The organism is Paraburkholderia hospita (assembly GCF_002902965.1).
GTDB classification, from domain to species: Bacteria; Pseudomonadota; Gammaproteobacteria; order Burkholderiales; family Burkholderiaceae; genus Paraburkholderia; species Paraburkholderia hospita.
In genome coordinates, this window is record NZ_CP026105.1 from 3,739,203 (window position 1) to 3,760,423 (window position 21,221).

At 63.7% G+C, this 21,221-nt stretch carries 20 protein-coding genes and 1 pseudogene; 11 read left to right on the forward strand and 10 right to left on the reverse strand.

From position 1 onward, the window contains the following. Positions 1 to 2: 2 nt before the first annotated feature. Complete coding sequence (locus tag C2L64_RS17045) at positions 3 to 2,288, reverse strand: NADP-dependent malic enzyme (protein ID WP_090838231.1); 2,286 nt, start codon at positions 2,286 to 2,288, stop codon at positions 3 to 5. A gap of 296 nt (positions 2,289 to 2,584) precedes the next feature. After that, complete coding sequence (locus C2L64_RS17050) at positions 2,585 to 3,817, reverse strand: MFS transporter (RefSeq protein ID WP_090838233.1); 1,233 nt, start codon at positions 3,815 to 3,817, stop codon at positions 2,585 to 2,587. Positions 3,818 to 4,148: 331 nt separating this feature from the next. Here C2L64_RS17050 and C2L64_RS17055 point away from each other — a divergent pair, with 331 nt between their 5' ends. Then, positions 4,149 to 4,835, forward strand: coding sequence for an orotate phosphoribosyltransferase (locus tag C2L64_RS17055; protein ID WP_007730809.1), 687 nt, complete (start codon positions 4,149 to 4,151; stop codon positions 4,833 to 4,835). Between the two features lie 118 nt (positions 4,836 to 4,953). On the opposite strand, the pseudogene C2L64_RS17060 reads toward C2L64_RS17055, so the two are convergent. Then, a pseudogene (locus C2L64_RS17060) lies at positions 4,954 to 5,157 on the reverse strand (LuxR C-terminal-related transcriptional regulator); the annotation flags it as partial. 155 nt (positions 5,158 to 5,312) lie between these two features. Between C2L64_RS17060 and C2L64_RS17065 the strand changes: the two are divergent. The 6 genes from C2L64_RS17065 (at position 5,313) to C2L64_RS17090 (ending at position 12,062) form a co-directional block, all read left to right on the forward strand. Beyond that, positions 5,313 to 5,939, forward strand: a complete 627-nt coding sequence (locus C2L64_RS17065; protein WP_090838235.1) for a YbhB/YbcL family Raf kinase inhibitor-like protein — start codon at positions 5,313 to 5,315, stop codon at positions 5,937 to 5,939. A gap of 137 nt (positions 5,940 to 6,076) precedes the next feature. Next, positions 6,077 to 6,652, forward strand: coding sequence for a flavodoxin family protein (locus tag C2L64_RS17070; RefSeq protein ID WP_090838236.1), 576 nt, complete (start codon positions 6,077 to 6,079; stop codon positions 6,650 to 6,652). 168 nt (positions 6,653 to 6,820) lie between these two features. Continuing rightward, positions 6,821 to 7,768 (forward strand): N-acetyl-gamma-glutamyl-phosphate reductase, encoded by a 948-nt coding sequence (argC, locus tag C2L64_RS17075; RefSeq protein WP_090838238.1) that lies wholly within the window; start codon positions 6,821 to 6,823, stop codon positions 7,766 to 7,768. A 487-nt stretch (positions 7,769 to 8,255) separates the two neighbouring features. Further along, positions 8,256 to 9,665, forward strand: a complete 1,410-nt coding sequence (locus C2L64_RS17080) for a DUF2957 domain-containing protein (protein ID WP_090838240.1) — start codon at positions 8,256 to 8,258, stop codon at positions 9,663 to 9,665. A 133-nt stretch (positions 9,666 to 9,798) separates the two neighbouring features. Next, on the forward strand, positions 9,799 to 11,046 hold the full coding sequence (locus C2L64_RS17085; RefSeq protein WP_090838271.1) for a DUF2957 domain-containing protein: 1,248 nt from the start codon (positions 9,799 to 9,801) through the stop codon (positions 11,044 to 11,046). Positions 11,047 to 11,225: 179 nt separating this feature from the next. Next, positions 11,226 to 12,062 (forward strand): OmpW/AlkL family protein, encoded by an 837-nt coding sequence (locus C2L64_RS17090; RefSeq protein ID WP_176133939.1) that lies wholly within the window; start codon positions 11,226 to 11,228, stop codon positions 12,060 to 12,062. Positions 12,063 to 12,272: 210 nt separating this feature from the next. Here C2L64_RS17090 and C2L64_RS17095 read toward each other — a convergent pair whose 3' ends face one another. Then, a complete protein-coding gene (locus tag C2L64_RS17095) occupies positions 12,273 to 13,202 on the reverse strand; it encodes a LysR family transcriptional regulator (RefSeq protein WP_079483706.1) in 930 nt (309 codons plus the stop codon). Positions 13,203 to 13,297: 95 nt separating this feature from the next. On the opposite strand from C2L64_RS17095, the gene C2L64_RS17100 reads away from it, so the two are divergent. Continuing rightward, a complete protein-coding gene (locus C2L64_RS17100) occupies positions 13,298 to 14,587 on the forward strand; it encodes an MFS transporter (protein ID WP_090838242.1) in 1,290 nt (429 codons plus the stop codon). Positions 14,588 to 14,639: 52 nt separating this feature from the next. Here C2L64_RS17100 and C2L64_RS17105 read toward each other — a convergent pair whose 3' ends face one another. Next, entirely contained in the window at positions 14,640 to 15,287 is a 648-nt protein-coding gene (locus C2L64_RS17105; RefSeq protein WP_042314107.1) for a LysE family translocator, read from the reverse strand. 128 nt (positions 15,288 to 15,415) lie between these two features. Further along, complete coding sequence (locus C2L64_RS17110; RefSeq protein WP_090838244.1) at positions 15,416 to 16,285, reverse strand: NAD(P)-dependent oxidoreductase; 870 nt, start codon at positions 16,283 to 16,285, stop codon at positions 15,416 to 15,418. Between the two features lie 101 nt (positions 16,286 to 16,386). Here C2L64_RS17110 and C2L64_RS17115 point away from each other — a divergent pair, with 101 nt between their 5' ends. Continuing rightward, positions 16,387 to 17,142, forward strand: coding sequence for a Mut7-C RNAse domain-containing protein (locus C2L64_RS17115; protein ID WP_090838246.1), 756 nt, complete (start codon positions 16,387 to 16,389; stop codon positions 17,140 to 17,142). A gap of 99 nt (positions 17,143 to 17,241) precedes the next feature. Beyond that, entirely contained in the window at positions 17,242 to 17,529 is a 288-nt protein-coding gene (locus C2L64_RS17120; protein ID WP_007747873.1) for a hypothetical protein, read from the forward strand. Between the two features lie 148 nt (positions 17,530 to 17,677). Here C2L64_RS17120 and C2L64_RS17125 read toward each other — a convergent pair whose 3' ends face one another. Then, positions 17,678 to 17,887: a hypothetical protein gene (locus C2L64_RS17125; protein WP_009769951.1), complete on the reverse strand. Its 210-nt coding sequence runs from the start codon at positions 17,885 to 17,887 to the stop codon at positions 17,678 to 17,680. A gap of 339 nt (positions 17,888 to 18,226) precedes the next feature. On the opposite strand from C2L64_RS17125, the gene C2L64_RS17130 reads away from it, so the two are divergent. Next, on the forward strand, positions 18,227 to 19,180 hold the full coding sequence (locus C2L64_RS17130; protein WP_090838273.1) for a DMT family transporter: 954 nt from the start codon (positions 18,227 to 18,229) through the stop codon (positions 19,178 to 19,180). Between the two features lie 54 nt (positions 19,181 to 19,234). Here C2L64_RS17130 and C2L64_RS17135 read toward each other — a convergent pair whose 3' ends face one another. The 3 genes from C2L64_RS17135 to C2L64_RS17145 form a co-directional block, all read right to left on the reverse strand. Continuing rightward, positions 19,235 to 19,501, reverse strand: coding sequence for a hypothetical protein (locus tag C2L64_RS17135; protein ID WP_079483709.1), 267 nt, complete (start codon positions 19,499 to 19,501; stop codon positions 19,235 to 19,237). After that, complete coding sequence (locus C2L64_RS17140; RefSeq protein WP_009769954.1) at positions 19,498 to 19,692, reverse strand: hypothetical protein; 195 nt, start codon at positions 19,690 to 19,692, stop codon at positions 19,498 to 19,500. The genes C2L64_RS17135 and C2L64_RS17140 overlap by 4 nt, the downstream gene beginning before the upstream one ends. A 269-nt stretch (positions 19,693 to 19,961) precedes the next feature. Continuing rightward, positions 19,962 to 21,131: a YbfB/YjiJ family MFS transporter gene (locus C2L64_RS17145; RefSeq protein ID WP_244144682.1), complete on the reverse strand. Its 1,170-nt coding sequence runs from the start codon at positions 21,129 to 21,131 to the stop codon at positions 19,962 to 19,964. Positions 21,132 to 21,221: the final 90 nt, after the last annotated feature.

Consider the following 21,221-nt stretch of genomic DNA (forward strand, 5'->3'; position numbering starts at 1 on the left):
GCTTACTTCGCGACGTTGCGCTCCACGTTGGCATTCGCCGAAGCGACAGCCGTCATGTTGATGATCCGGCGCACCGTCGCGGCCGGCGTCAGGATGTGCACCGGCTTGGCCGCGCCGAGCAGGAACGGACCGACCGTCACGCCTTCGCCGCCGATCATCTTCAGCAGGTTGTACGTGATGTTCGCCGCTTCGACGTTCGGCATGATCAGCAGGTTCGCTTCGCCCGTCAGCGTCGTGCCGGGGAACGCGGCCTTGCGCACCGCTTCCGACAGCGCGGCGTCGCCGTGCATTTCGCCGTCCACTTCGAGATGCGGCGCGCGTTCGGCGATCAGCTTGCGCGCAGCCGCCATGCGTGCCGAAGACGACGACGGGACGCTGCCGAAGTTCGAGTTCGACAGCAACGCGACCTTCGGAACGATCCCGAACTTCTCGATTTCACCCGCGGCGAGGATCGTCATGTCGGCGAGCTGTTCGGCCGTCGGCACTTCGTTCACGTACGTGTCGCTGATGAAGAGATTGCGGCCCGGCAGCATCAACAGATTCATCGCGGCAAAGTTGTCCACCTTCTCCGCCTTGCCCAGCACCTGCTCGACGAACTTCAGATGCTCGTGATACGTGTCGATCAGACCGCAGATCATGCCGTCCGCGTCGCCGAGATGCACGAGAATCGCGCCGATCAGCGTGTTGAACTTGCGCATCGCTGCCTTCGCGACTTCCGGCGTGACGCCCTCGCGCGCGCCGATCTCGTGATACGCCTGCCAGCTCTTCTGATAACGCGGATCGTCTTCCGGATTGACGATCTCGACATCCTCGCCGCACTTGAGCTTCGAGCCCATCTTCTTCAGACGCATCTCGATCACGCTCGGGCGGCCCACGAGAATCGGCTTCGCGATCTTCTCGAGCAGCACGAATTGCGCAGCGCGCAACACGCGATCGTCCTCACCTTCCGCGAACACGATGCGCGCCGGTTGCGCCTTCGCTGCCGCGAACACCGGGCGCATCACCATGCCCGTGCGGTAGACGGTTGCGCCGAGCTGCTCACGGTACGCGTCCATGTCCTGAATCGGACGCGTCGCGACGCCCGAGTCCATCGCGGCCTGCGCAACGGCGGGCGCGATCTTGATGATCAGACGCGGATCGAACGGCTTCGGAATCAGATAGTCGGGGCCGAATTCGAGCGAGTGACCTTCGTACGCCTTCGCGACTTCATCGCCCTGATCGGTTTCTTCCGCGAGTTCAGCGATCGCGCGCACGCACGCGAGCTTCATTTCTTCCGTAATCGTCGTCGCGCCGACGTCGAGCGCGCCGCGGAAGATGAACGGGAAGCACAGCACGTTGTTGACCTGATTCGGATAGTCCGAACGGCCCGTCGCGACGATGCAGTCCGGGCGCACCTTCTTCGCTTCTTCGGGGCGGATTTCCGGCTCCGGGTTCGCGAGCGCGAGGATCAGCGGCTGCGTGCCCATCTCCTTGACCATCTCCGGCTTCAGCACGCCCGCGCTCGAGCAGCCGAGGAATACGTCCGCGCCCTTGATGGCGTCAGCCAGCGTGCGCGCTTCGGTGTTCGCTGCGTAGCGTTCCTTCGACGGGTCCAGGTTGCCGCGGCCTTCGTAGATCACGCCCTTCGAATCGACGACAAGCACGTTCTTCTTCGACAGGCCCAGATTCACGAGCAGGTCCAGACAGGCGATCGCCGCCGCGCCCGCACCCGAGCATACCAGCGTGACCTCTTCGAGCTTCTTGCCGACCACTTTCAGGCCGTTGAGAATCGCCGCCGACGCGATGATCGCCGTGCCGTGCTGGTCGTCGTGGAAAACGGGAATCTTCATGCGCTCGCGCAGCTTCTTCTCGATGTAGAAGCATTCGGGCGCCTTGATGTCTTCGAGGTTGATGCCGCCGAGCGTCGGCTCCAGCATCGCGATCGCGTCGACGAGTTTGTCGGGATCGGACTCGTTCAGCTCGATATCGAACACGTCGATGCCGGCGAACTTCTTGAAGAGACAGCCCTTGCCTTCCATCACCGGCTTCGCGGCGAGCGGCCCGATGTTGCCGAGACCCAGCACGGCCGTGCCGTTCGTGATCACGCCGACCAGGTTGCCGCGCGACGTGTACTTCTGCGCGTCGAGCGGCTCGTCGAAGATGGCCATGCACGCGGCTGCGACACCCGGCGAATACGCCAGCGACAGGTCCAGCTGGTTCGAAAGCGGCTTGGTCGGGGTGACCGAAATCTTGCCGGGTTTCGGGTTCTGGTGATATGCGAGAGCGCTTTGCTTCAGTTGTTCGTCCATTTTCTAACCTGCGAGACGTTGATAATTGGGCCCGGCTCAATGTCACGTGCTGCGCTGGCCAAGGTCGACGGGTTGCTCGACGGCGGCGATTCTCGCGTGCGCCGGTTGGGCGCGGCGTCAAACCTCAGCGGAAAGCAAACGACGCTGAGCTTTTTCGGGTCGACCAGTGTACACCCCGGATGCGACGGTTCGGGGTAGGTTTTGTACCGGATGGATAAGCCAAAACCGCGCCAGCGCTTGCTGCAGCGCGACATGGAAACACTTCCACCCCGCCCGCCGCCGCACGGCGGCAAGGCTCATTCGAGCGTTGCGCCGCGGCGTTCCGGGATCAAAAAGAGCGTGGCGAGAATGTCGAGGAGATAGATCGAAGCGAGCACGCCGAGCGCCGTCGCGAATGAAAACCGCGCGGCCAGCGCGCCGACGGCAACCGGCCCGAACCCGCCAACCGCGCGGCCGATGTTGAACAACACATTTTGCGCGGTGGCGCGGGCATCGGTCGGATACAGCTCAGAGATCAACGCGCCATAGCCGCCAATCATCCCGTTCACGAACATGCCCATCACTGCGCCGCCAATCAGCAGCGCGAATGGCGTGCTCAGTTGCGAGTAGACGAACACCATCACCACGGCGCCCGCCTGGTAGAACAGGAACGCGGGCTTGCGGCCGAAACGGTCGGCCGCGACGCCGAACAGCCAGATGCCGGCGGCCATGCCGAGCACCGTGACGGCCGTCCATAAGCCGGAGCGCGTCAGCGAATAGCCGAAGGTTTTCGACAGATAAGTGGGTAGCCAGATCATCAGGCCGTAATAGCCGAAGTTTTGCACCGAGCACAGAATCACGACGCCCACGCTTGCGCGGATCGTGCGGGCGTCGGCGACGAGCAGTTTCATCGGCGCCTTGCGCATGCCGCGCGCGACGCGCTCGGTGAAGAGCGCCGGTTCCTCGACGCGCCGCCGCACGAAAAACGACACGACGGCGGGCAGCAGCCCGAGCGCGAACATCCCGCGCCAGCCGATCACGGGCAGCAGTAACGGCGTAAGCAGCGCCGCCGCCAGCACACCCAGCTGCCAGCCAAGCCCGACATACGACGACACGCGCGCCCGCTGTGCCGCTGGCCAAGCTTCCGCAACGAGCGTCATGCCGATGCCGAACTCGCCGCCCAGCCCGATGCCCGCGATCGTCCGGTACGCGAGCAGATCGCCGTAACCTTGTGCAAGCGCGCACAGGCCCGTGAAGACCGCGAAGATGAGAATCGTCCACGTGAGCATGCGCACGCGTCCGAAGTAGTCGCTCAAGACGCCGAAAATCACGCCGCCCGCGACCGCGCCGACCAGCGTCCATGTCACCAGCGACCCGGCTTGCGTCGATGAAAGGTGCAGGTCGGCAGCGATGACGGGCAGCATGAAGCCGAGAATCAGCAGGTCGAAGCCGTCCATCGCGTAGCCGAGCACCGACGCGATCAGCGCGCGCGCCGCATAGCCGGGACGGGCGTCCTGCGCGGCCTGAGTCGTAGAAGGGGCGATGTTCATGAGCGGCAACCTTGCAGCAGACGTGAGCAGAAGGCCATCCGAAGGCCGTCTGGGATAATTTGCCGTGAGTGTAAAGGCGCCAGATTGGTGTCACAACCTGGCCAGAATGCATAGGCGAAACGCACGTCCGGCTGCCGCGCCTACCCGCTTTCGCCGCCTTCCGCCCTGGGAACAGTCCGAATCGGGTAAAATATTGGGCTACGCGCGCAGCAAACCGGCCTGTTTCTCAACTCGTCCGGCATGTTTCGCCCACCAGGCGCGAAACGTTCGCCTGCTGCGCCACAGGGCCCCGCGCCCGCCCTCCAAGCTCATCACACCGAAGGATTCGCCCATGACAGGCTTCGATCGCCAGACGATCTCCGACACGACCGCCAAAATGCTGCTGGAAGTCCAGGCAGTGCATTTCAACGCGGAAAAACCGTACATCTTCACTTCCGGCTGGGCGAGCCCGGTATATATCGACTGCCGCAAGTTGATTTCGTATCCGCGCGTGCGCCGTGGCCTGATGGAAATGGCAGAAGCGACGATTCTGCGCGACGTCGGCTACGAGCAGATCGACGCCGTCGCCGGCGGTGAAACAGCGGGCATTCCGTTCGCTGCCTGGCTGTCGGACCGCCTGATGGTGCCGATGCAATACGTGCGCAAGAAGCCGAAGGGTTTCGGCCGCAATGCACAGATCGAAGGTCTGTTGACGGAAGGTCAGCGCGTGCTGCTGGTCGAAGATCTGACCACCGACAGCCGCAGCAAGATCAACTTCATCAACGCGCTGCGCACGGCGGGCGCGCAGGTGAACCATTGCTTCGTGCTGTTCCACTACAACATCTTCAAGGAAAGCGTGTCGGTTCTGAAGGATATCGACGTCGATCTGCACGCGCTTGCCACGTGGTGGGACGTGCTGCGCGTCGCGAAGGAACAGGGCTACTTCGAAACGAAGACGCTCGATGAAGTCGAGAAATTCCTGCACGCGCCTGCCGAGTGGTCGGCAGCGCACGGCGGCGCAACGGCGGCACCGCAATAAGCGAGCAGCCTGATTCAGCGAGCATACGAAAACGCCGCCTGTCTTAAGGACAGGCGGCGTTTTTATTTGATCCGTTTTCCCGATTTGAGAATCCGACAGCCAGCTTCTGAGATCGCGCTTAGGAACTTCCCTGCGAAGGGCTGCTGCCGGTATCCAGCTCGCCCGGCGCATACGACGACAGATTCATCAAGCCATTACTCTGCGCGTACTGAAAGAGTTCGGAATCCCTTTCGAGTCCGAGCTTGCGCATCGCGGTGTTCTTTTGCGTGCTGATCGTCTTAATGCTGCGGTTCAGTTGCTCAGAAATTTCCTTGATGGCCAGCGACTATAGCTGATTTCGCGCCGTACTGGCCCCTCGCAAAGCACAAATGGCCTCATAAGATGTAATGTTAGACTCGATTTGTCCCTTGGGCACAAAAAAGGACAACAATCCCTCGTAAGGACATTTCTTTACGAGCCTGACAGGAGATTCGGCACATGCACTTGCGTTGCCCGGTCGTTCCGCCCCCGTCGTCTCGTTCGTGCCGTTCGTTGCTGCCGTTTCTGTTTGTCGAGCGATCGCGCGTTGCTACGCTCATCGTTTTTTCATTCGCACTTCATGCGGGCGCGGCCTCTGCCGACACCGCGTTCACCGTGACGAGCGCCAACCTTCGCACAGGCGGCACGGTCGACAACGCGCAGGTGTTCGACCGCGGCGACTGCAAAGGCCTTAACCGCTCGCCGCAACTGAACTGGCACAACCCGCCCGACGGCACGCGCAGCTTCGCAGTCACCATGTTCGACCCCGATTCGCCCGGACGCGGCTGGTGGCATTGGGCCGTCGTCGGTATTCCTGCCAACGTCGACCGGCTGCCGGAAAACGCGAGCGCGTCCGGCTTTCTTAAGAATCTCGGCGCCGTCGAGGCGCGCAACGACTTCGACGTCGACGGCTATGGCGGGCCCTGCCCGCCGCCCGGCAAGCCGCATCGCTACGTGATCACCGTGTACGCGCTGAACACGTCGAACCTCAGGCTCGCGCAAGGACGGCCGTCGCTGATGTTCGACCACGAGATCAGCACGGCAACGCTCGGCTACGCACGCATGACCGTCACCTACGGCCGCTAGTCTTTCGCATCAGCGATAAGGGCGATGCCGCAGTTATCTCGCCGCGTCTCGAACAACTCAGGCCCGGTGACAGAATGAGCGAGGCTCACGTCCACTCATTCGGGATCGAATCGCGATTTGCAACGAGGGAGTTGTCTATGTCAAGAATCATCATCGTGTATCACAGCGGCTACGGCCATACGAAGAAGCTCGCCGAAGCGGTGCTCGCGGGCACGCTCGACGGTGGAGCCGATGCAAGGATGATCGCGGTCGGTGAACTGGACGACGCGGCATGGGCCGAGCTGGACACGGCCGACGCCCTCATCTTCGGCGCGCCGACCTACATGGGCGGCCCGTCCGCCGACTTCAAGAAGTTCGCCGACGCGAGTTCGAAACCGTGGTTCGCGCAAAAGTGGAAGGACAAGGTGGCGGCGGGCTTCACCAACTCGGGGTCGATGAACGGCGACAAGTTCTCGACGATCCAGTATTTCATCACCCTCGCGATGCAGCACGGCATGATCTGGGCGGGCATGGGCATGATGCCCGCCAACACGAAGGCGGCGACGCGCAACGACCTGAATTTCATCGGTGGCTTCGCGGGCCTGCTCTCGCAGTCGCCTGCCGACGCCACGCCCGACGAAGCGCCTCCACCCGGCGACCTCGACACGGCAAAGGTGTTCGGCGCGCGCATCGCGGCCGTGACGGCGCGCTGGAAGGCAGGACAGCCGTCATGAACGCGCCGGGGTACGCGGAAACGCAGCTTGTCATGCCGCTGTCACTGTTGCGGCGCAACGTGTTTTTCGGCCAATTTTGCGCACGCGCCGCCTCACGGTCTTAAAATAACGTTCCGGCGCAGCCAGCGCCGCGTTTTCCCGCCGTTTTTATCAGCCAGCGAGATCGAGATGAGCACGAAAGTTTTTGTCGACGGACAGGAAGGCACGACCGGCCTGAAGATTTTCGAATACCTGTCGCAGCGCGCAGACGTTGAAATCCTCCGCATCGAAGAAGCGAAGCGTAAGGATATCGACGAGCGCCGTCGTCTCATCAACGCTTCGGACGTCACCTTCCTGTGTCTGCCGGACGTTGCGTCGCGCGAATCGGCGTCGCTCGTCGAGAACGACCGCACTGTGCTGATCGACGCGAGCACCGCGTTTCGCACCAGCGCCGACTGGGCGTACGGCCTGCCCGAGCTAGCCCGCGCGCAGCGCGAGCGCCTGCGCACGGCGAAGCGCATCGCCGTGCCGGGATGCCATGCGTCGGCGTTCGTGCTGGCCATGCGTCCGCTCGTCGATGCGGGCGTCGTGTCGGCGGATTTCGCTGCGCACAGCTACTCGATCACCGGCTACAGCGGCGGCGGCAAGAAAATGATCGCGGACTACGAAGCGGGCGGCAACGCGAAGCTCGACAGCCCGCGTCCGTACGCGCTCGGTCTCACGCACAAGCATCTGCCGGAAATGGCCGCGCACACGGGCCTGAAGAGCGCGCCTGTCTTCACGCCGATCGTCGGCAACTTTTACAAGGGCCTGGCCGTGACGACATACTTCACGCCGGGCCAACTGTCCAAGCCGACCACACCGCAAGACGTGCAGGCACTGTTCGCCGAGTACTACAGCGGCGAGCAGTTCGTGCGCGTCGCGCCGTTCAATGCGGACGACAACCTCGACAGCGGCTTCTTCGACGTCCAGGCGAACAACGATACGAATCGCGTCGACCTGTTCGTGTTCGGCAACGAAGAGCGCTTCGTCACGGTCGCGCGGCTCGACAACCTGGGCAAGGGCGCCTCGGGCGCGGCGATCCAGTGCATGAATCTCGCCATCGGCACGAACGAGGCGACGGGCCTCAAGCGCTGACACTTCGCTAGCGGACGGCGCCCGCCGTCCTGCGTGTCACAAAGCCGGCATTCAAACGCCGGCTTTTTCTTTTTATGCTTGCCAATCCGTGATTTAAAACGCCTCATTCAAACGCGGATTAACACCTTTCGATTTTCTCACTATCTCCAGCAGTCCTTATAGCAGGTATTTACTGCTCCCCGTTTTATTCTCCTGGGCATCTATTACCGCATAGGGATATTCCGGATTTTTTTACGAACGAGCGTTCGAAGATGATAGATGCGCTTTTCGGAGTCGCCCGCCGATAAAGGCTCAGCGGCGACACGACAAATCCGTCCGATGCAAAAAATGCTGTTTTGTTTTAAAAGGCGCGCTTCGAAGCGCCATGCGACTCTCCGCGATAAATGCGCTGTTTGAATCGGGTTTTTTAGATGGTTCGTTCAATTGACAGCCCTAAATCGCGCGGCGAAATTAGCTCGCAAATTACACAAATCAGGGAGACAGCAGCATGTACGCCAATTCAAAATGGCTGGCATGTGCCATTGCCAGCGTGCCGTTTTTGTTCGCCTGCGGAGGAGGAAATGCGGGTGATCCCGGCGCGATCAACGCGAACCAGTGCTCGGGATCGAGCTGCGGCGTGCAAGGGCCGCCTGCGTCGACGGCCACCGCAGGCTCGCTCTGCCCCGCCGACGCCAACATCGGCCAGAGCACCTATCTGGGCGGCGCAGGCAGCGGCGAAGTAGTGTCGTTGAACATCGACGCCGTGAAGATGACGTACACGCTGAAGTTTCTCGAATCACCGATCCCGGTATCGGCGGGCCAGGTCGACAATACGCGCGCAGGCACCACCGTCACGGGCGCCGTCATGCATCCGCCTGCGGGCATGCTGCCCAATGCCGAGCAGACGCGCTGCGCATTCATGCTGACGCCCGCGTCAGGCACCGCGCCTTCGACGGGCGCAACCTATACGACGCCCTTTTCGACCACCAATCCGCCCATCGTCTTCGTCGGCAAGGGCGTGGCAGGCGGCGGGATTCCGGGCGCCGACGTCGCATACGCAGGCAAGACGATTCTCACGTTCCAGAACGTCGGCGCCGTCACGCCAAGACATTTCGACTTCTATCCGTTCCTCGGCTTCGCAAGCACGACGACGGACCTCTCGAAGCTCGCCGGCAACTATAACGGGCTGCTCTATCACATCGTTCCGTCGGGCAATTACGCGGCGGCCGCCGCCCAGACATCCGAAACGTTCGATGCCAACGGCGCCTGCTCGTCCGCGACGAACACCCCGCCCGCGAATGGCAACGCAAGCCCGACGCACTGCCTGTCAATGGGTGACACGCCGACGCTCAACGCGAACGGCTATTTCGACAGCACCAACGCGCCACGCATCGAAAGCCAGTTGGTGCTGCCGCTGCTGGGAGCGAGGGGCAGCTCGTCGGCTCACATGATCCTCGGTCAGCTGAACGGCGCGACCGTCCCGGTCGTCGTCAGAACGGGACACGTGTTTACGGGCACCGGCGCGATCCCACTCGACGCCGAAGTCGACGACGAATCCGGCATCGCGCTGCTGGAAACCGCGACTTCGCTCGCGTCGGGCGGCTTCGACGGCGGCTATGTCGGCGCGGACTCGAACTTCAAGTACACCGCGTCGCTGATCCAGGGCGGCGTCGGCACCTTCATCAATCCGTCTACGCAGGCGGCCGAAAGCGGTTTCGGCCTGGGATACGGCGGCGGCAATCCGGGCCTCGTCAGCGTCACCGACAAGCAGGGCAACACGGGCTTCGCAATCGCAGGCGGCGGCCTCTACGCGATCTTCATCAACGGCACCGAAAACGGCGGCCTCACGCCGAGCTCGGCCAATTCCGACACCGCTAGTTCGCCGTACTTCAGCGTCGGCGCGCAGATCGGCAAATAAGCCTTACCCGAATCAACAGAAAGGGCCGTGCATGGCAGGAGGCAACACGGGCAGAAAGCAGCATCGCTAGATGAACAAGACCGAGAGGCGGCTGGACTGGGAGCTGGCCGCCCATAACAAGACTGGAGGCACGATGAACTGGAAGACCCTTTCGGCGCTGGCCTTTGCAGCGCCATTGCTCGGCGCGTGCGGCGGCGCGGGCAGCGAAGGCGCGCCGCCGACGGAAGCGCGCCTGTGCCCCGCGTCGCTCGACTACGGCACGACCTTCACGGGCGGCGGCGGCGACGGCGAACTCGTCAAGCTGCAGCTCGATACGACGAAGATGACCTGGCAGGTCGCTTACATCGAGTCGCCGATTCCCGCCACGACGGGCACGGTCGCACCGACCCGCAAGGGCCAGACGGCATCGGGCACGTTGACCCAGGAAACGCTGCTTCCCACCAACAAGCTCAACCAGTGCGCGTTCCGTCTGAATGGCGCGAGCCTCGATCCGAACCGGCCGGCGCGCATTTTTGTCGGCGAAGGCGTGGCGGGCGGCACGATTCCGGGCGCCGAAATTTCGTTCGGCGGCATTCTCGGGCAAGGCGCGGTCCCCGACACGAAATTCCCGTACTACCCCTTCATCGGCTTTTCGACGATCGAGACGAATCTGGCGAACATCGTCGGCACGTACAACCAGCTCGGCTATCACCAGATTCCATCGCAGGGCTTCGCGCCGACTGTCGTCGATACGAAGATCACGATCAACGCCGACGGCACCTGGACCGAGTGCGACAACGCCGGTGTCAATGCCGGCAAGTGCCAGCAACCGGGCACGAACTGGACGCAATCGTCGAATGGCAGCGGCGCATTTGAAACAGACAACTTCCAGGGCCAGGGCAAGCCGACGCTCGCCTCGTCGCCCGTCGGCAAGGGCTTCATGATCGTCGGCAAGCTGCGCAACCAGAACGTGCCGATCCTCGTCCGCACGGGCGTCGCGAACTCGACGCTCACGCCGAACCCGCAGAACGGCATCAGCGGCCCTGTCGCCGATGATGAATCGGGTATCTCGATCCTCGCGCCGCAGGCGAACATCGCCGTCAACTCGCAGAACGGCGAGTACATCGGCGTCGACAGCGAGTTCAACTACCGCACCAATGCGCTCGTCGGCACGCAGGCGACGCTGCTCGATCCATTCAATGCGTCGCAGGCGTCGCTGACCAAGGCCCTGAATCTCGACTTCACACAGACCGTCCCCGGCGTCGTGACGTCGACGTACGCGAACGCGGCGGCAGGCAGCGCGCCGACCGGCAAGTTCGTTTTCACGGGCGGCGTGTACGGCTTCCTGGACTTGTCGAACGCGTCGTCGCCGTACTTCACGATCGGCGCCTTCGTCCAGTAGTGGGCGCGAGGTCCACCGCATAGAACGCCACGAGGCGACCGCCACCCGGCCGCTTCCCTGCCCGCGCGCAGGGAAGCGGGCAACCGGGAAGCGCAGCAGACGGCACGAATAACGCCGTCGCGCGCGAGGCAGGCCGCCCGCTCAGGAGGAACACAATGAGAAAGCTCTTGGACGCGGCAATGCCCAATGCACTCGCCGCTGTATGCGCGGCTGCATTGGCCACACTCGCGATGCCGAATGCCTATGCGCAAAAGGCGGGCGACAATCTTGTCTCGCTCGGCTGGTTTCACGTGATGCCGCAGGATTCGAGCACGCCGCTCACGACGCACGTCGCGCCCGTGCCGATCAACACGCCGCTGCGTCTGCCGAACTCGTTCACATCGCCTGGCACGAGCCTGTCGACGAACAGCGCCGATACGCTCGGCCTCGTGTTTTCGCACTTCGTCACGGACCATTTCGCGGTGACGTCGGTGGCGGGCGTGCCGCCGAAGTTCGAGCTGTACGGCCACGGCACGATTCAGCCGCCCGGCCCGGCGGGCGCGCTGGGCAAGCAGGATATCGGCGACCCGGCCGTCAACCCGATCGTCAAGAGCGTGCGGCAATGGAGCCCGGCGCTGATTTTCCAGTATTACTTCGGCGAGTCGACGTCGAAGTTCCGGCCGTTTGTCGGCATCGGCGTGTCGTACAACTGGTTCAGCGACATCCAGCTGAATGAGAATTTCGTCACGTCGACGCAGAACAACCTCGGCGCCATTCTGGCAGCGGGCGCGGGCAAGACGGGGAAGACGACCGTGGAGGCGAAGGCGTCGTCGTCGTGGCAGCCCGTCTTCAATGTGGGCGCGATGTACAACATCACCGACCGTTGGGGCGTCACGGCGTCCGTTACCTACATTCCGCTGAAGACGACTTCGTCGACGATCATCAAGGCCGCGGACGGCACGGAACTGGGTGTATCAAAGGCCGAACTGAAGGCCGACCCGATCATCACGTACCTCGCGCTGTCGTACAAATTCTGAGCGCGCTACGGATGGGCAAACGCAGGGCAAAAAAAAGCCCGCCAAGGTGGCGGGCTGAATCCATATCAGAGGAGACATGGAGGAGACAAGACGAACTATAGCAAATCACTTGGTGCGTTGCAACATGGCACGTTAGAGCACTGGTTCTACGTTGCCAAAGGGTGACAAAACGTCGCATCAATCCTTTCGGATGCATTTTTGTGCTCTGCATCATCCGACAGAATGAGCCAGCGCCAGACAGGCCGCATCCTTTTCCAGCTTTTCGACCAGCGCGTCGCGCATCAATTCGACGGGACGTACGAGGCGTCCTGGCAGCGCGCCATGCACGAGCCACACGTTCAGACCGTTCCGGAAGTCCTGCACGTCGATGACCTGCAGCGCCTCCCGATGCGGACTGCGCGCGAGCACTTCCGGCGTCGCGAGACCCACGCCCAGCCCGCGCGTCACCAGCGACAGTTGCAGTTCCGAGCCGAACGCCTCGACGGCGACGTTGAATGGCAATCCCGCCGCCGCCATCGCGCGACTCAGCGCGGAGCGCATCCCACAGCCGTCCTGATTCAACACCCACGGGTAGCCTGACAAGGTCGCGAGCGTCGCCGGCTCGTCGGCAATGCCGAACGAACGCGGCGCGACAACCACGGTCGGCTTGTAGGCAAGGAGCGTCGACGTCAGCCCTTCCGGCAACGGCACGCTTTCCGGCAGCAGCACCACGGCGGCATCCACTTTCGCCTGCTCGACGATCTGCAACAGACCCGGCGACCAGCCCGCCGTCACACGCAGCGTCAGGTTCGGGAAGGCGCTGCGCAATCGGTCGATGGGCTGCTCCAGCGCAAGCTCGGAAAGAAACGGCGGCACGCCGATCTTGAATTCGCCCGTCGGCTCGCTGTCCGGCGATGCAACAGACATCAGATCGTCGACGGCGCGCAGCACCGTGCGCGCGAGGCCGTACACCTCGTTGCCCGCTGCCGTCGGCTTCAGTGGCTTGCTCTGCCGGTCGAGCAATTCGATGCCGAGCATCGTTTCGAGGTTCTGCACGCGGCGCGTGAGACCCGGCTGCGTCAAGAACAGCTTCTCGGACGCCCGCACCATCGATCCGCTTTCGACCACCGCCACAAAAGCCTGCAAGTCACGCGTGTTCAAAACAACCTCGCATAAACATTATCGAGATAATTCAATTGTCGCATAACGTCGGCGTCCCTACGATGGGCCGGATCGAAATCTTCCGGAGCCGAACCATGAACCAGCCCGCCGACACCTGTCCGCGCAGCCTCGCCGCTACATCACCGCCGCAGCCACACTCCGCCGCGCCGCCCGGCCCAACGTTGAGCACGCCGTTGACGCTTTTCTTCGCCGCAGCCGTCGGCGTGATCGTCGTGAATCTGACGGCGGCGCAGCCGTTGACGGGGCCGGTCAGCCGCGCGCTGGATCTGCCGCCCGAACTGGCCGGGCTGATCGCGATGCTGCCGCAACTCGGCTACGCAGCAGGTTTGCTGCTGCTCGTGCCGTTGTGCGATCTGCTCGAAAATCGACGGCTTATTTTCCGGACGCTTGTTTGCTGCGCGGCGTTTCTCGCGCTTTCGTCGTTCGCGCGCTCCGGTTGGATGTTTCTTGCGTCGGTGTTCATGGCGGGCGCGACGTCGAGCGTGATCCAGATGCTCGTGCCGATGGCGGCGTCGATGGCGCCCGAAAGCCGGCGCGGGCGCGCCGTCGGCAACGTGATGAGCGGACTGATGCTCGGCATTCTTCTTTCACGCCCGCTTGCGAGCGTGATCGCCGGAACATTTGGCTGGCGCGCTTTCTATTGCATCGAAGCGTTCGCGGACGCTTTGCTGGCCGTCGTGCTGTACGTCCAGTTGCCGAGCCACACGCCGCACGCCACCGCGCGCTACCCTGAACTGCTGCGCTCGCTCTGGACGCTGCTGCGCACCGAACCCGTACTGCAACGGCGCGCTACGCTGGCCGCCCTCGCGCTCGGCGCGTTCAGCGCTTTCTGGACGGCCATCGCGCTGCGGCTCGCGCAGCCGCCGTTCTCGCTCGGCATGCAAGGCATCGCCGCGTTCGCGCTGGCGGGCGCGACGGGCGCGATCGTCACGCCGCTCGCCGGTTATCTCGGCGATCACGGCGCGGGCCGCGCGACGCAGATCGTCGCGCATCTGGTGATGATCGCGGCCGTCCTCGTGCTGGGCGTCGCGGGCGCGGGCTGGGGCGGATTCTCGCCAGCGGCGCATCCTGTGGCGGCGCTCGCGCTGCTGGTCGCCGGCGCGGCAGCGCTCGACGCCGGGGTCATCGCCGATCAAACGCTCGGACGACGCGCGATCAACCTCATCAACCCCGCTGCACGCGGTCGGTTGAATGCGCTCTTTGTGGGAATTTTCTTTGTCGGCGGGGCAATTGGCGCCGCGTTATCAGGCGTTGCGTGGGCAAGGGCCGGATGGAGCGGTGTGTGCGCAGTCGCGCTGGGGTTCGCGGTTGCCGTGTTTCTGTTCGGTTTCGCCGATCGCGCCGCGCAAGCCGGCCGTCAGTGACGAAAGAGCGCTCGCCGCGCCATGAGACGAGGCGAGCGCTGAAAGGCAGGCGTCAGTGCCGCACCAGCGCCATCATCGCGCCAAAGCCGACGAACACGCCGCCCGTCAACCGGTTGAAAGCCTTCGCGACGCTGCTGCTCTTCAGCTTCGCGCCGATCCGCGTGCCGCAGCCCGCGTAGACCATGTACCAGCTGACTTCCATCACCGCCGTCGTGGCGACGAGCACCGCGAACTGTGGAAGCGTCGGGCGCGAGGCGTCGATGAATTGCGGCAACAGCGCGGCCGAAAACAGAATCGCCTTCGGGTTGCTGCTGCCGACCAGAAAACCGTTGCGCATCAGCGCACCGCGTGACGGTGCGCGCTTGCCGCCCATGACACCAGCGGAAGCGTCCGCTTGCGTCGCCGCGGCTTCGCTCGCGGGCGCGCGCCACGCCTTCACGCCGAGCCAAATCAGATAAGCCGCGCCGAGCAGGCGCAGCGTGTCGAATGTCGCCGGCCATGCTTTCAGCAGCACGCCGAGGCCGGCGACGGAAACGGCCAGCATCAGCATCAGCGACATCAGGCAGCCGGCCATCGTGGCCGTCGTTTGACGCATGCCGTAACGGGCGCCGTGCGTCATCATCAACAGCATGTTCGGGCCGGGAATCGCGCAGACAACGAAGATCGTGGCCACGTAGAGCCACCAGGTATGCAGAATCATGATGCGTATTGCTCGATGGAAATGAAAACGGGCGGAACGAGCATTATGCTCGCCCCACCCGCTCTCATGCAGTTCGCAAAGCTGGCCTGCGCGAATGAGCGCAAGCAAAGACGACGAGCGCCGCGCCCTCAACGCCCCGCGCGGCGCGCTGCGACCTGGCCCAGCACGGCGAAATCCTTCTCGCCGTCGCCGTGTGCGACGGCTTCGATCAGACTGTCGCGCACCACGCTCGCCACCGGCAGCGGCGTCGACACCGACTCGGCAGCCGCCAGCGCGAGACGCACGTCCTTCAGGCCGAGACGCGCCTTGAACAACGCCGGTTCGTAGCGCTGTTCGGCGATCATCTTGCCGTAGCCCTGATACACGGGACCGGGGAACACGCTGTTGGTGATCACATCGAGAAAATCCTGCATTGCGACGCCGTGACCGCCGAGCAAGGCCGACGCCTCGCCCAGCGACTCCACCGCCGACGCCAGCATGAAATTCGCCGCCAGCTTCACGACGTTGGCCTGCTGCGGCAGCGAGCCGATCCGCCACGTCTTCTGGCCGATCGAATCGAACACGGGTTGAACACGGTCGATCGCTTCGGCGGGCCCAGCGGCGACGATGGTCAGCTTCGCTGCCGCCGCGACGTCCGGCCGGCCCATGACGGGCGCCGCGACGTAGTTCAGGCCGCGCCCGGCGTGCGCTGTCGCGAGTTCTTCCGCCAGCGCGACGGAGATCGTCGCCATGTTCACGTGAATCAGTCCACGCGGCGCGTGCTCGAGCAGCGACGCGCTGATGACGTCGCGCAGCGCGGCATCGTCGGCGAGCATCGAGAAGACGGCGTCGCCCGTGAAAGCTTCGGCGGGTGAACCGACGATCCGCGCGCCCAGTTCGACGAGCGGCCGCGCCTTGTCCGGCGAGCGGTTCCAGACGCGCACGCTGTGCCCAGCTTTCAGCATGTTTGCGACCATCGCGGCACCCATTTCGCCGAGACCGATAAAACCGATGTCCATCAATGACTCCTGTTCAAGAACCCGAAGTAGAGCATAGCCACGCGTGTTGTGCAGGTAATTGCCCATCGGCGCTGCGTGAGGCGCGGTGCCATACTGGCGTCATGGTTACGGCCACCTTCCGCTTCTACGAAGAATTGAACGACTTCCTGGCGCGGCCGCTGCGCCGGCAGTCGTTCAGTTGCGAGTGCGCGCGCGCCGCCAGCGCGAAGCACATGATCGAGGCGCTCGGCGTCCCGCATACGGAAGTCGAGCTGATCCTCGTGAACGGCGAATCGGTCGGCTTCGATCACCCGTTGCAGGAAGGCGACCGCGTGGCCGTCTACCCTAAATTCGAGGCGCTCGACATTCAACCGCTGCTGCGCGTGCGCGAACGCCCGCTGCGCGTGGTGTGCTTCGTCGCCGACGCGCATCTCGGCGGACTCGCGCAACTGCTGCGGCTCGCGGGCTTCGACACACTTTACGACAACCACTACGCCGATTCGCATATCGAGTCGATTGCATCCGATGAAAACCGCATCGTCCTGACGCGCGACCGCGAACTGCTGAAACGCCGCACGATCACGCATGGTTGCTATGTCCGCACGCTGAAACCCGAGGCGCAACTGAGGGAAATTTTCGACCGGCTCGATCTGGCGGGCAGCGCGCGGCCGTTTCGCCTGTGCCTCACGTGCAACGCGCCGCTGCGGCGCATTGCGAAAGACGAAGCGATTGGGCGCGCGCCAGAAGGCGTGCTCGAACGGCATGCGCAGTTCGTGACCTGTGACGTGTGCCGGCGCGTTTTTTGGGAAGGCACGCACTGGCGACGCATGCGCGCGCTGATGGACAGCGTGACGAATGCGGAAGCGCCGGCGAAATAGCCGCGGCATCTCGCGCGGCGATTCGGCATGAGTCCGGCATTCACGCGCCGCGCGATGCGTACAATGCTAGATTGCTTACCTGTTTAGAGGCCTTTCCGCATGGCAATGAAGAAATTCGACCTTGAGAAAAACAAGGCACTGAAACTCGGCAACGAGATGAAACAGTCGCTCTCCGCCGATCGCTTCGGCAAGGCGTCGTCGCTACAGCCGCAACTCGACCGGCGCGAGCAGCGCAAGCTCGATCAGGCCAAAGGCCTCGTGCCGTTCGCGTGCAAGCTGCCGGATTCGCTGGTCGATCAGTTGAAGGAGCGCGCTGCGAGTCATCCCGAAGGCATGAACGGACTGATCGCCGAGCTGCTGGTCAACGGACTCGCAGCGGGCGTTTGAGCGGCGCTGCGCGCTTCATGGCGCGGGAACGGCTCGACAGTGCGGTAAAGGCGCCTCGAATGGGCTGCAAACGCGCCGCAAACGCGCCCTAAAAGCAAAAGGCCGAAGCATCGCTTCGGCCTTTCTTTTTGCTGCGCGAACGGGCTGCTTAGTTCTGCGTGCCCTTGTCGTTCGTGCCTGCAGCCGATGCAGCCGACGACACACCAGCGCGCTTGCCGTGCGTCTTCAGTTGCTTGTGAGCATGCTTCGGCTTCGCGGCGCTAGCTGCTGCCGGCGCTGCATCGGATGCCTGTGCGAAAGCTTGAACGGACACCAGCGCGAGCGAGGCGGTGACGAGCGAGGCGATGATCTTCTTCATGTGTGTTATCCCCAAACCTGACGACTGTAAGTCAAATGTTGAATTGGAACCGCATGATGGCGAAGCCTGCTGGGCCACACAGCGCCCGGCGGCTCCCCGCGGGGAGTATCACGCAGCGTCGGCTGTTTGTCATCCCATAACCTTCGATATGTATTTTCCGGGAGACAGCTTCCTTACCGATTGCTTTCATCGCCTCGACGCTTCGCCGACGGCCATACAGGTATCATGTCGGCTGCCATTCAATGACCGTCGTTTCGTCTGAACAGAAGGCGCGCGATGCGCCTGCGCCGCATCGGAAGCTTGCCGCGCGAAACGATCTGTCCTGTCAGGAATTTCCGCTTGAAAACCACCACCCGCCAACACCTGCGCGCGAATCTGCTGATGCTCGTCGCCGCGATGATCTGGGGCAGCGCGTTCGTCGCGCAACGCCTGAGCCTCGATTCGATCGGTCCGTTTCTCTTCACGGGGCTGCGCTTTCTGCTGGGCGCGTTCGTTGTCCTGATCGTGTGGTCGGTTGTACGGCGGCGTCGCAAGCAGGCGGGCGCGGATGACGCACCCGCTTCTCTTGTGCCTTCCCGCGCATCGACGCTATGGCGCGACGGCGCGCTGCTCGGCCTGCTCGTCGCCGTGTCGATCTCCTGCCAGCAGATCGGCCTGCAATACACGAAGGTGGCCAACGCGGGCTTCATCAGTTCGTTGTATGTCGTGATCGTGCCGCTGATCGGCGTGGTGCTGCGTCATCAGACGGGCATCGGCGTATGGCTCGGCGCGCTGCTGGCAGCGCTCGGCATGTATTTTCTGAGTGTCGATGAACATTTTTCAATTCTGTACGGCGACTGGCTGCAACTCGCGGGATCGATCGTCATTTCGGCGCAGGTCGTGCTCGTGAGCCGCTTTGCGCGCCGTCACGATCCGCTGGCGCTCGCGCTGGTGCAGTTCGTCGTGTGTGGCGTGGTCAGCCTCGCGGTGGGACTTGCCGTCGATCCGTTGCGCATCGCCGACATCGTCCGCGCCGCGCCCACCATTCTTTACGGCGGCGCGCTCTCAGTCGGCGTTGCATACACGATCCAGGTCGTCGCACAAAAGGATGCAGCGCCTGCACACGCGGCCGTGATTTTCAGCATGGAAGGTGTGTTCGCCGCGCTCGCCGGCTGGCTCGTGCTGGGCGAAACGCTGGCGACGCGCGCGCTGCTCGGCTGCGGGCTGATGCTGGCGGGATTGATCGTCTGCCAGGTGATGCCGATGTGGACGGCGCGGCGCGAAGTCTCGTCGGACTCGGCGGAACCAGCCTGAAACGCGGTCGGCGGGCTGGCTCAGGCTCGCATGGGCCGGCCGTCGCGACCGATGCTACGCTGCCGCCTGCGCGCCCACCTGGCGCCAGCTTTCGACGGGACGACGGCGGTTCGACGTCGGCGGGAACACGCACCAGCATCCGTCGTCGTGACGAAAGAAGAACAACGAACGCAGACCATCCGGCGCGGACGTTTCGACACGCACGTAGCGCGTGTGGTCCCATTTCGTGCGGCCGAACTGCGTGACGTGCACAGGCGCGGAAACCGGCCCAAGCCATTTCTCGACCAGAAAACGCAGCGACTGTTCGGTGGCGTTTCTCATGACGTTCTCCACGTCGTCTTGTCGCGGGTGCTTTCGCGTGCGGTGTCCGGCTTCTCCTGCTCCTCTTCCGCCTCTTGCGCAGCAAGCTCGATCGCCCGTTGCGTTGCAGCCGCGCGCAGCGCCCTGCAATCTGCCGCATGCCGTATGTCCGACAGCACCCGGACCAGTTGTCGCGCGTTCCTGCGTTTCATATGCACCCCCGCACCGCACAAAAGACTTGAGAAAGCACTTTAACTTTAGGCGTTGATCTCACGTCTCTCTAGTTGTTTTGACGAAATAGCAACAGTCAAATTCGAATTGGATGACTGAGTATTTCATCGGTTTTCATCCTGCTCCCGGCTGCGCGCTCGATCTGTGCGCTGGCGACCGCAACGCAGCAACTGTGTGACCCAAATGGCGCCTGGAGTGGCACCGATTATGCGGTCGCGCGTTGTGCAATGCTTTCGCCGAAACGATCAGTTCACCGAATGGGTGTTTGCGGCAAGCTTGTCTGCAATGCAGCAAGTACCGCGCCAGCAGCGAGCAGGCATGCCGAATAGATGAGGCCTCGCTCCAGACCCACGCCGTCGGACACCAGCCCGATCACGGTTGGGCCGACGATCTGTCCGAACGCGAACACGATCGTGAACGCGCTGATGCCGCGGCCCCAATGCGCGGCGGGCAGATTGTGGCGCACGAAGGCCGTCGTCGACGCGACGGCCGACAGAAATGTCGCGCCGAACAGCACACCCGACGCGAACGCGACGACAGGATGTGCGACGATCGCGGGCATCAGCGTCGCCAGCGCGAGCAATGCATTGAGCAACGCGAGCGCCTGGCCGCCGCGCATGCGGTCGAGCAGCTTCGACCAGATGCGCGCCGACACGATCGTCGCAACACCGAGCAGCAGATAGAACCCCGTCACGACGCCTTCGCTCATGCCGCCGTTGCGCAGCAGCGCGATGATGAACGTCATGTAGCCGATATAGCCGACTCCAAACAGCCCGTAGCCGGCGAGCGCGAACGCGTAGCGCCGCATCGGCGCGGCGCGCGGCGTGGCCGCCGCGGCGTCGCCTGTACCCGTGCGTATCACGTGCTGCCTGTCGATGCCCCGCGCGGCACGCCCCGCGACCAACGACAACGCGACGCACGCCACAGCGAGCGCGAACCACGCCAGCTGCCAGTCATGCGCGCGATGCACGAGTGTGAAGGAAGCGAGCGAAACGGGAACGAGCAGCGCCGACGCGACGATCCCCCATCCCGTGCCGCCGTAGTACAGGCCGAGCACGAGGCCCGCATCGCGCGGACGCGATGTTGCGAGGCGCGCCGCCAGCACGCCGCCGCTCACGAAAATGAATGCGCTCGCGATGCCCGTCGCGACTCGCTGAACAAGCAGCGCGCCGGTATCCGACAACACGCCCGTGATGGCCATCAGCAGGGCCGTCGCCACGCATCCGCCGACAAACAGCGTCCCCGTCGACCAGCGACGCGACAGACGCGGAAACGCGAGCGCCCCGAGTAGATAGCCGAGCGCGTTCGCGGTGTTCATCGCGCCTGCCTGCGCGAAGCTCCAGCCGAGGTCGCTTTTCATCGGCGGCAACAGCAACGCATAGGAAAAGCGCGCAAGTCCCAGCGCAATCGCGCTGCCCATCGACAGGCTCACGGCCAGCCAGAGCGTCGGCCCGCGCCCTGGCGAGCCGATAGCATGGGCGGCATCGGCGTGTTCGCCAGCCGGTGGCGT

Coding starts and splice junctions, on each gene's coding strand:
- C2L64_RS17045 (WP_090838231.1), bottom strand. CDS start 2,288: ATGGACGAACAACTGAAGCAAAGCGCTCTCGCATATCACCAGAACCCG.
- C2L64_RS17050 (WP_090838233.1), bottom strand. CDS start 3,817: ATGAACATCGCCCCTTCTACGACTCAGGCCGCGCAGGACGCCCGTCCC.
- C2L64_RS17055 (WP_007730809.1), top strand. CDS start 4,149: ATGACAGGCTTCGATCGCCAGACGATCTCCGACACGACCGCCAAAATG.
- C2L64_RS17065 (WP_090838235.1), top strand. CDS start 5,313: ATGCACTTGCGTTGCCCGGTCGTTCCGCCCCCGTCGTCTCGTTCGTGC.
- C2L64_RS17070 (WP_090838236.1), top strand. CDS start 6,077: ATGTCAAGAATCATCATCGTGTATCACAGCGGCTACGGCCATACGAAG.
- argC (WP_090838238.1), top strand. CDS start 6,821: ATGAGCACGAAAGTTTTTGTCGACGGACAGGAAGGCACGACCGGCCTG.
- C2L64_RS17080 (WP_090838240.1), top strand. CDS start 8,256: ATGTACGCCAATTCAAAATGGCTGGCATGTGCCATTGCCAGCGTGCCG.
- C2L64_RS17085 (WP_090838271.1), top strand. CDS start 9,799: ATGAACTGGAAGACCCTTTCGGCGCTGGCCTTTGCAGCGCCATTGCTC.
- C2L64_RS17090 (WP_176133939.1), top strand. CDS start 11,226: ATGCCCAATGCACTCGCCGCTGTATGCGCGGCTGCATTGGCCACACTC.
- C2L64_RS17100 (WP_090838242.1), top strand. CDS start 13,298: ATGAACCAGCCCGCCGACACCTGTCCGCGCAGCCTCGCCGCTACATCA.
- C2L64_RS17105 (WP_042314107.1), bottom strand. CDS start 15,287: ATGATTCTGCATACCTGGTGGCTCTACGTGGCCACGATCTTCGTTGTC.
- C2L64_RS17110 (WP_090838244.1), bottom strand. CDS start 16,285: ATGGACATCGGTTTTATCGGTCTCGGCGAAATGGGTGCCGCGATGGTC.
- C2L64_RS17115 (WP_090838246.1), top strand. CDS start 16,387: ATGGTTACGGCCACCTTCCGCTTCTACGAAGAATTGAACGACTTCCTG.
- C2L64_RS17120 (WP_007747873.1), top strand. CDS start 17,242: ATGGCAATGAAGAAATTCGACCTTGAGAAAAACAAGGCACTGAAACTC.
- C2L64_RS17125 (WP_009769951.1), bottom strand. CDS start 17,887: ATGAAGAAGATCATCGCCTCGCTCGTCACCGCCTCGCTCGCGCTGGTG.
- C2L64_RS17135 (WP_079483709.1), bottom strand. CDS start 19,501: ATGAGAAACGCCACCGAACAGTCGCTGCGTTTTCTGGTCGAGAAATGG.
- C2L64_RS17140 (WP_009769954.1), bottom strand. CDS start 19,692: ATGAAACGCAGGAACGCGCGACAACTGGTCCGGGTGCTGTCGGACATA.
- C2L64_RS17145 (WP_244144682.1), bottom strand. CDS start 21,131: ATGGGCAGCGCGATTGCGCTGGGACTTGCGCGCTTTTCCTATGCGTTG.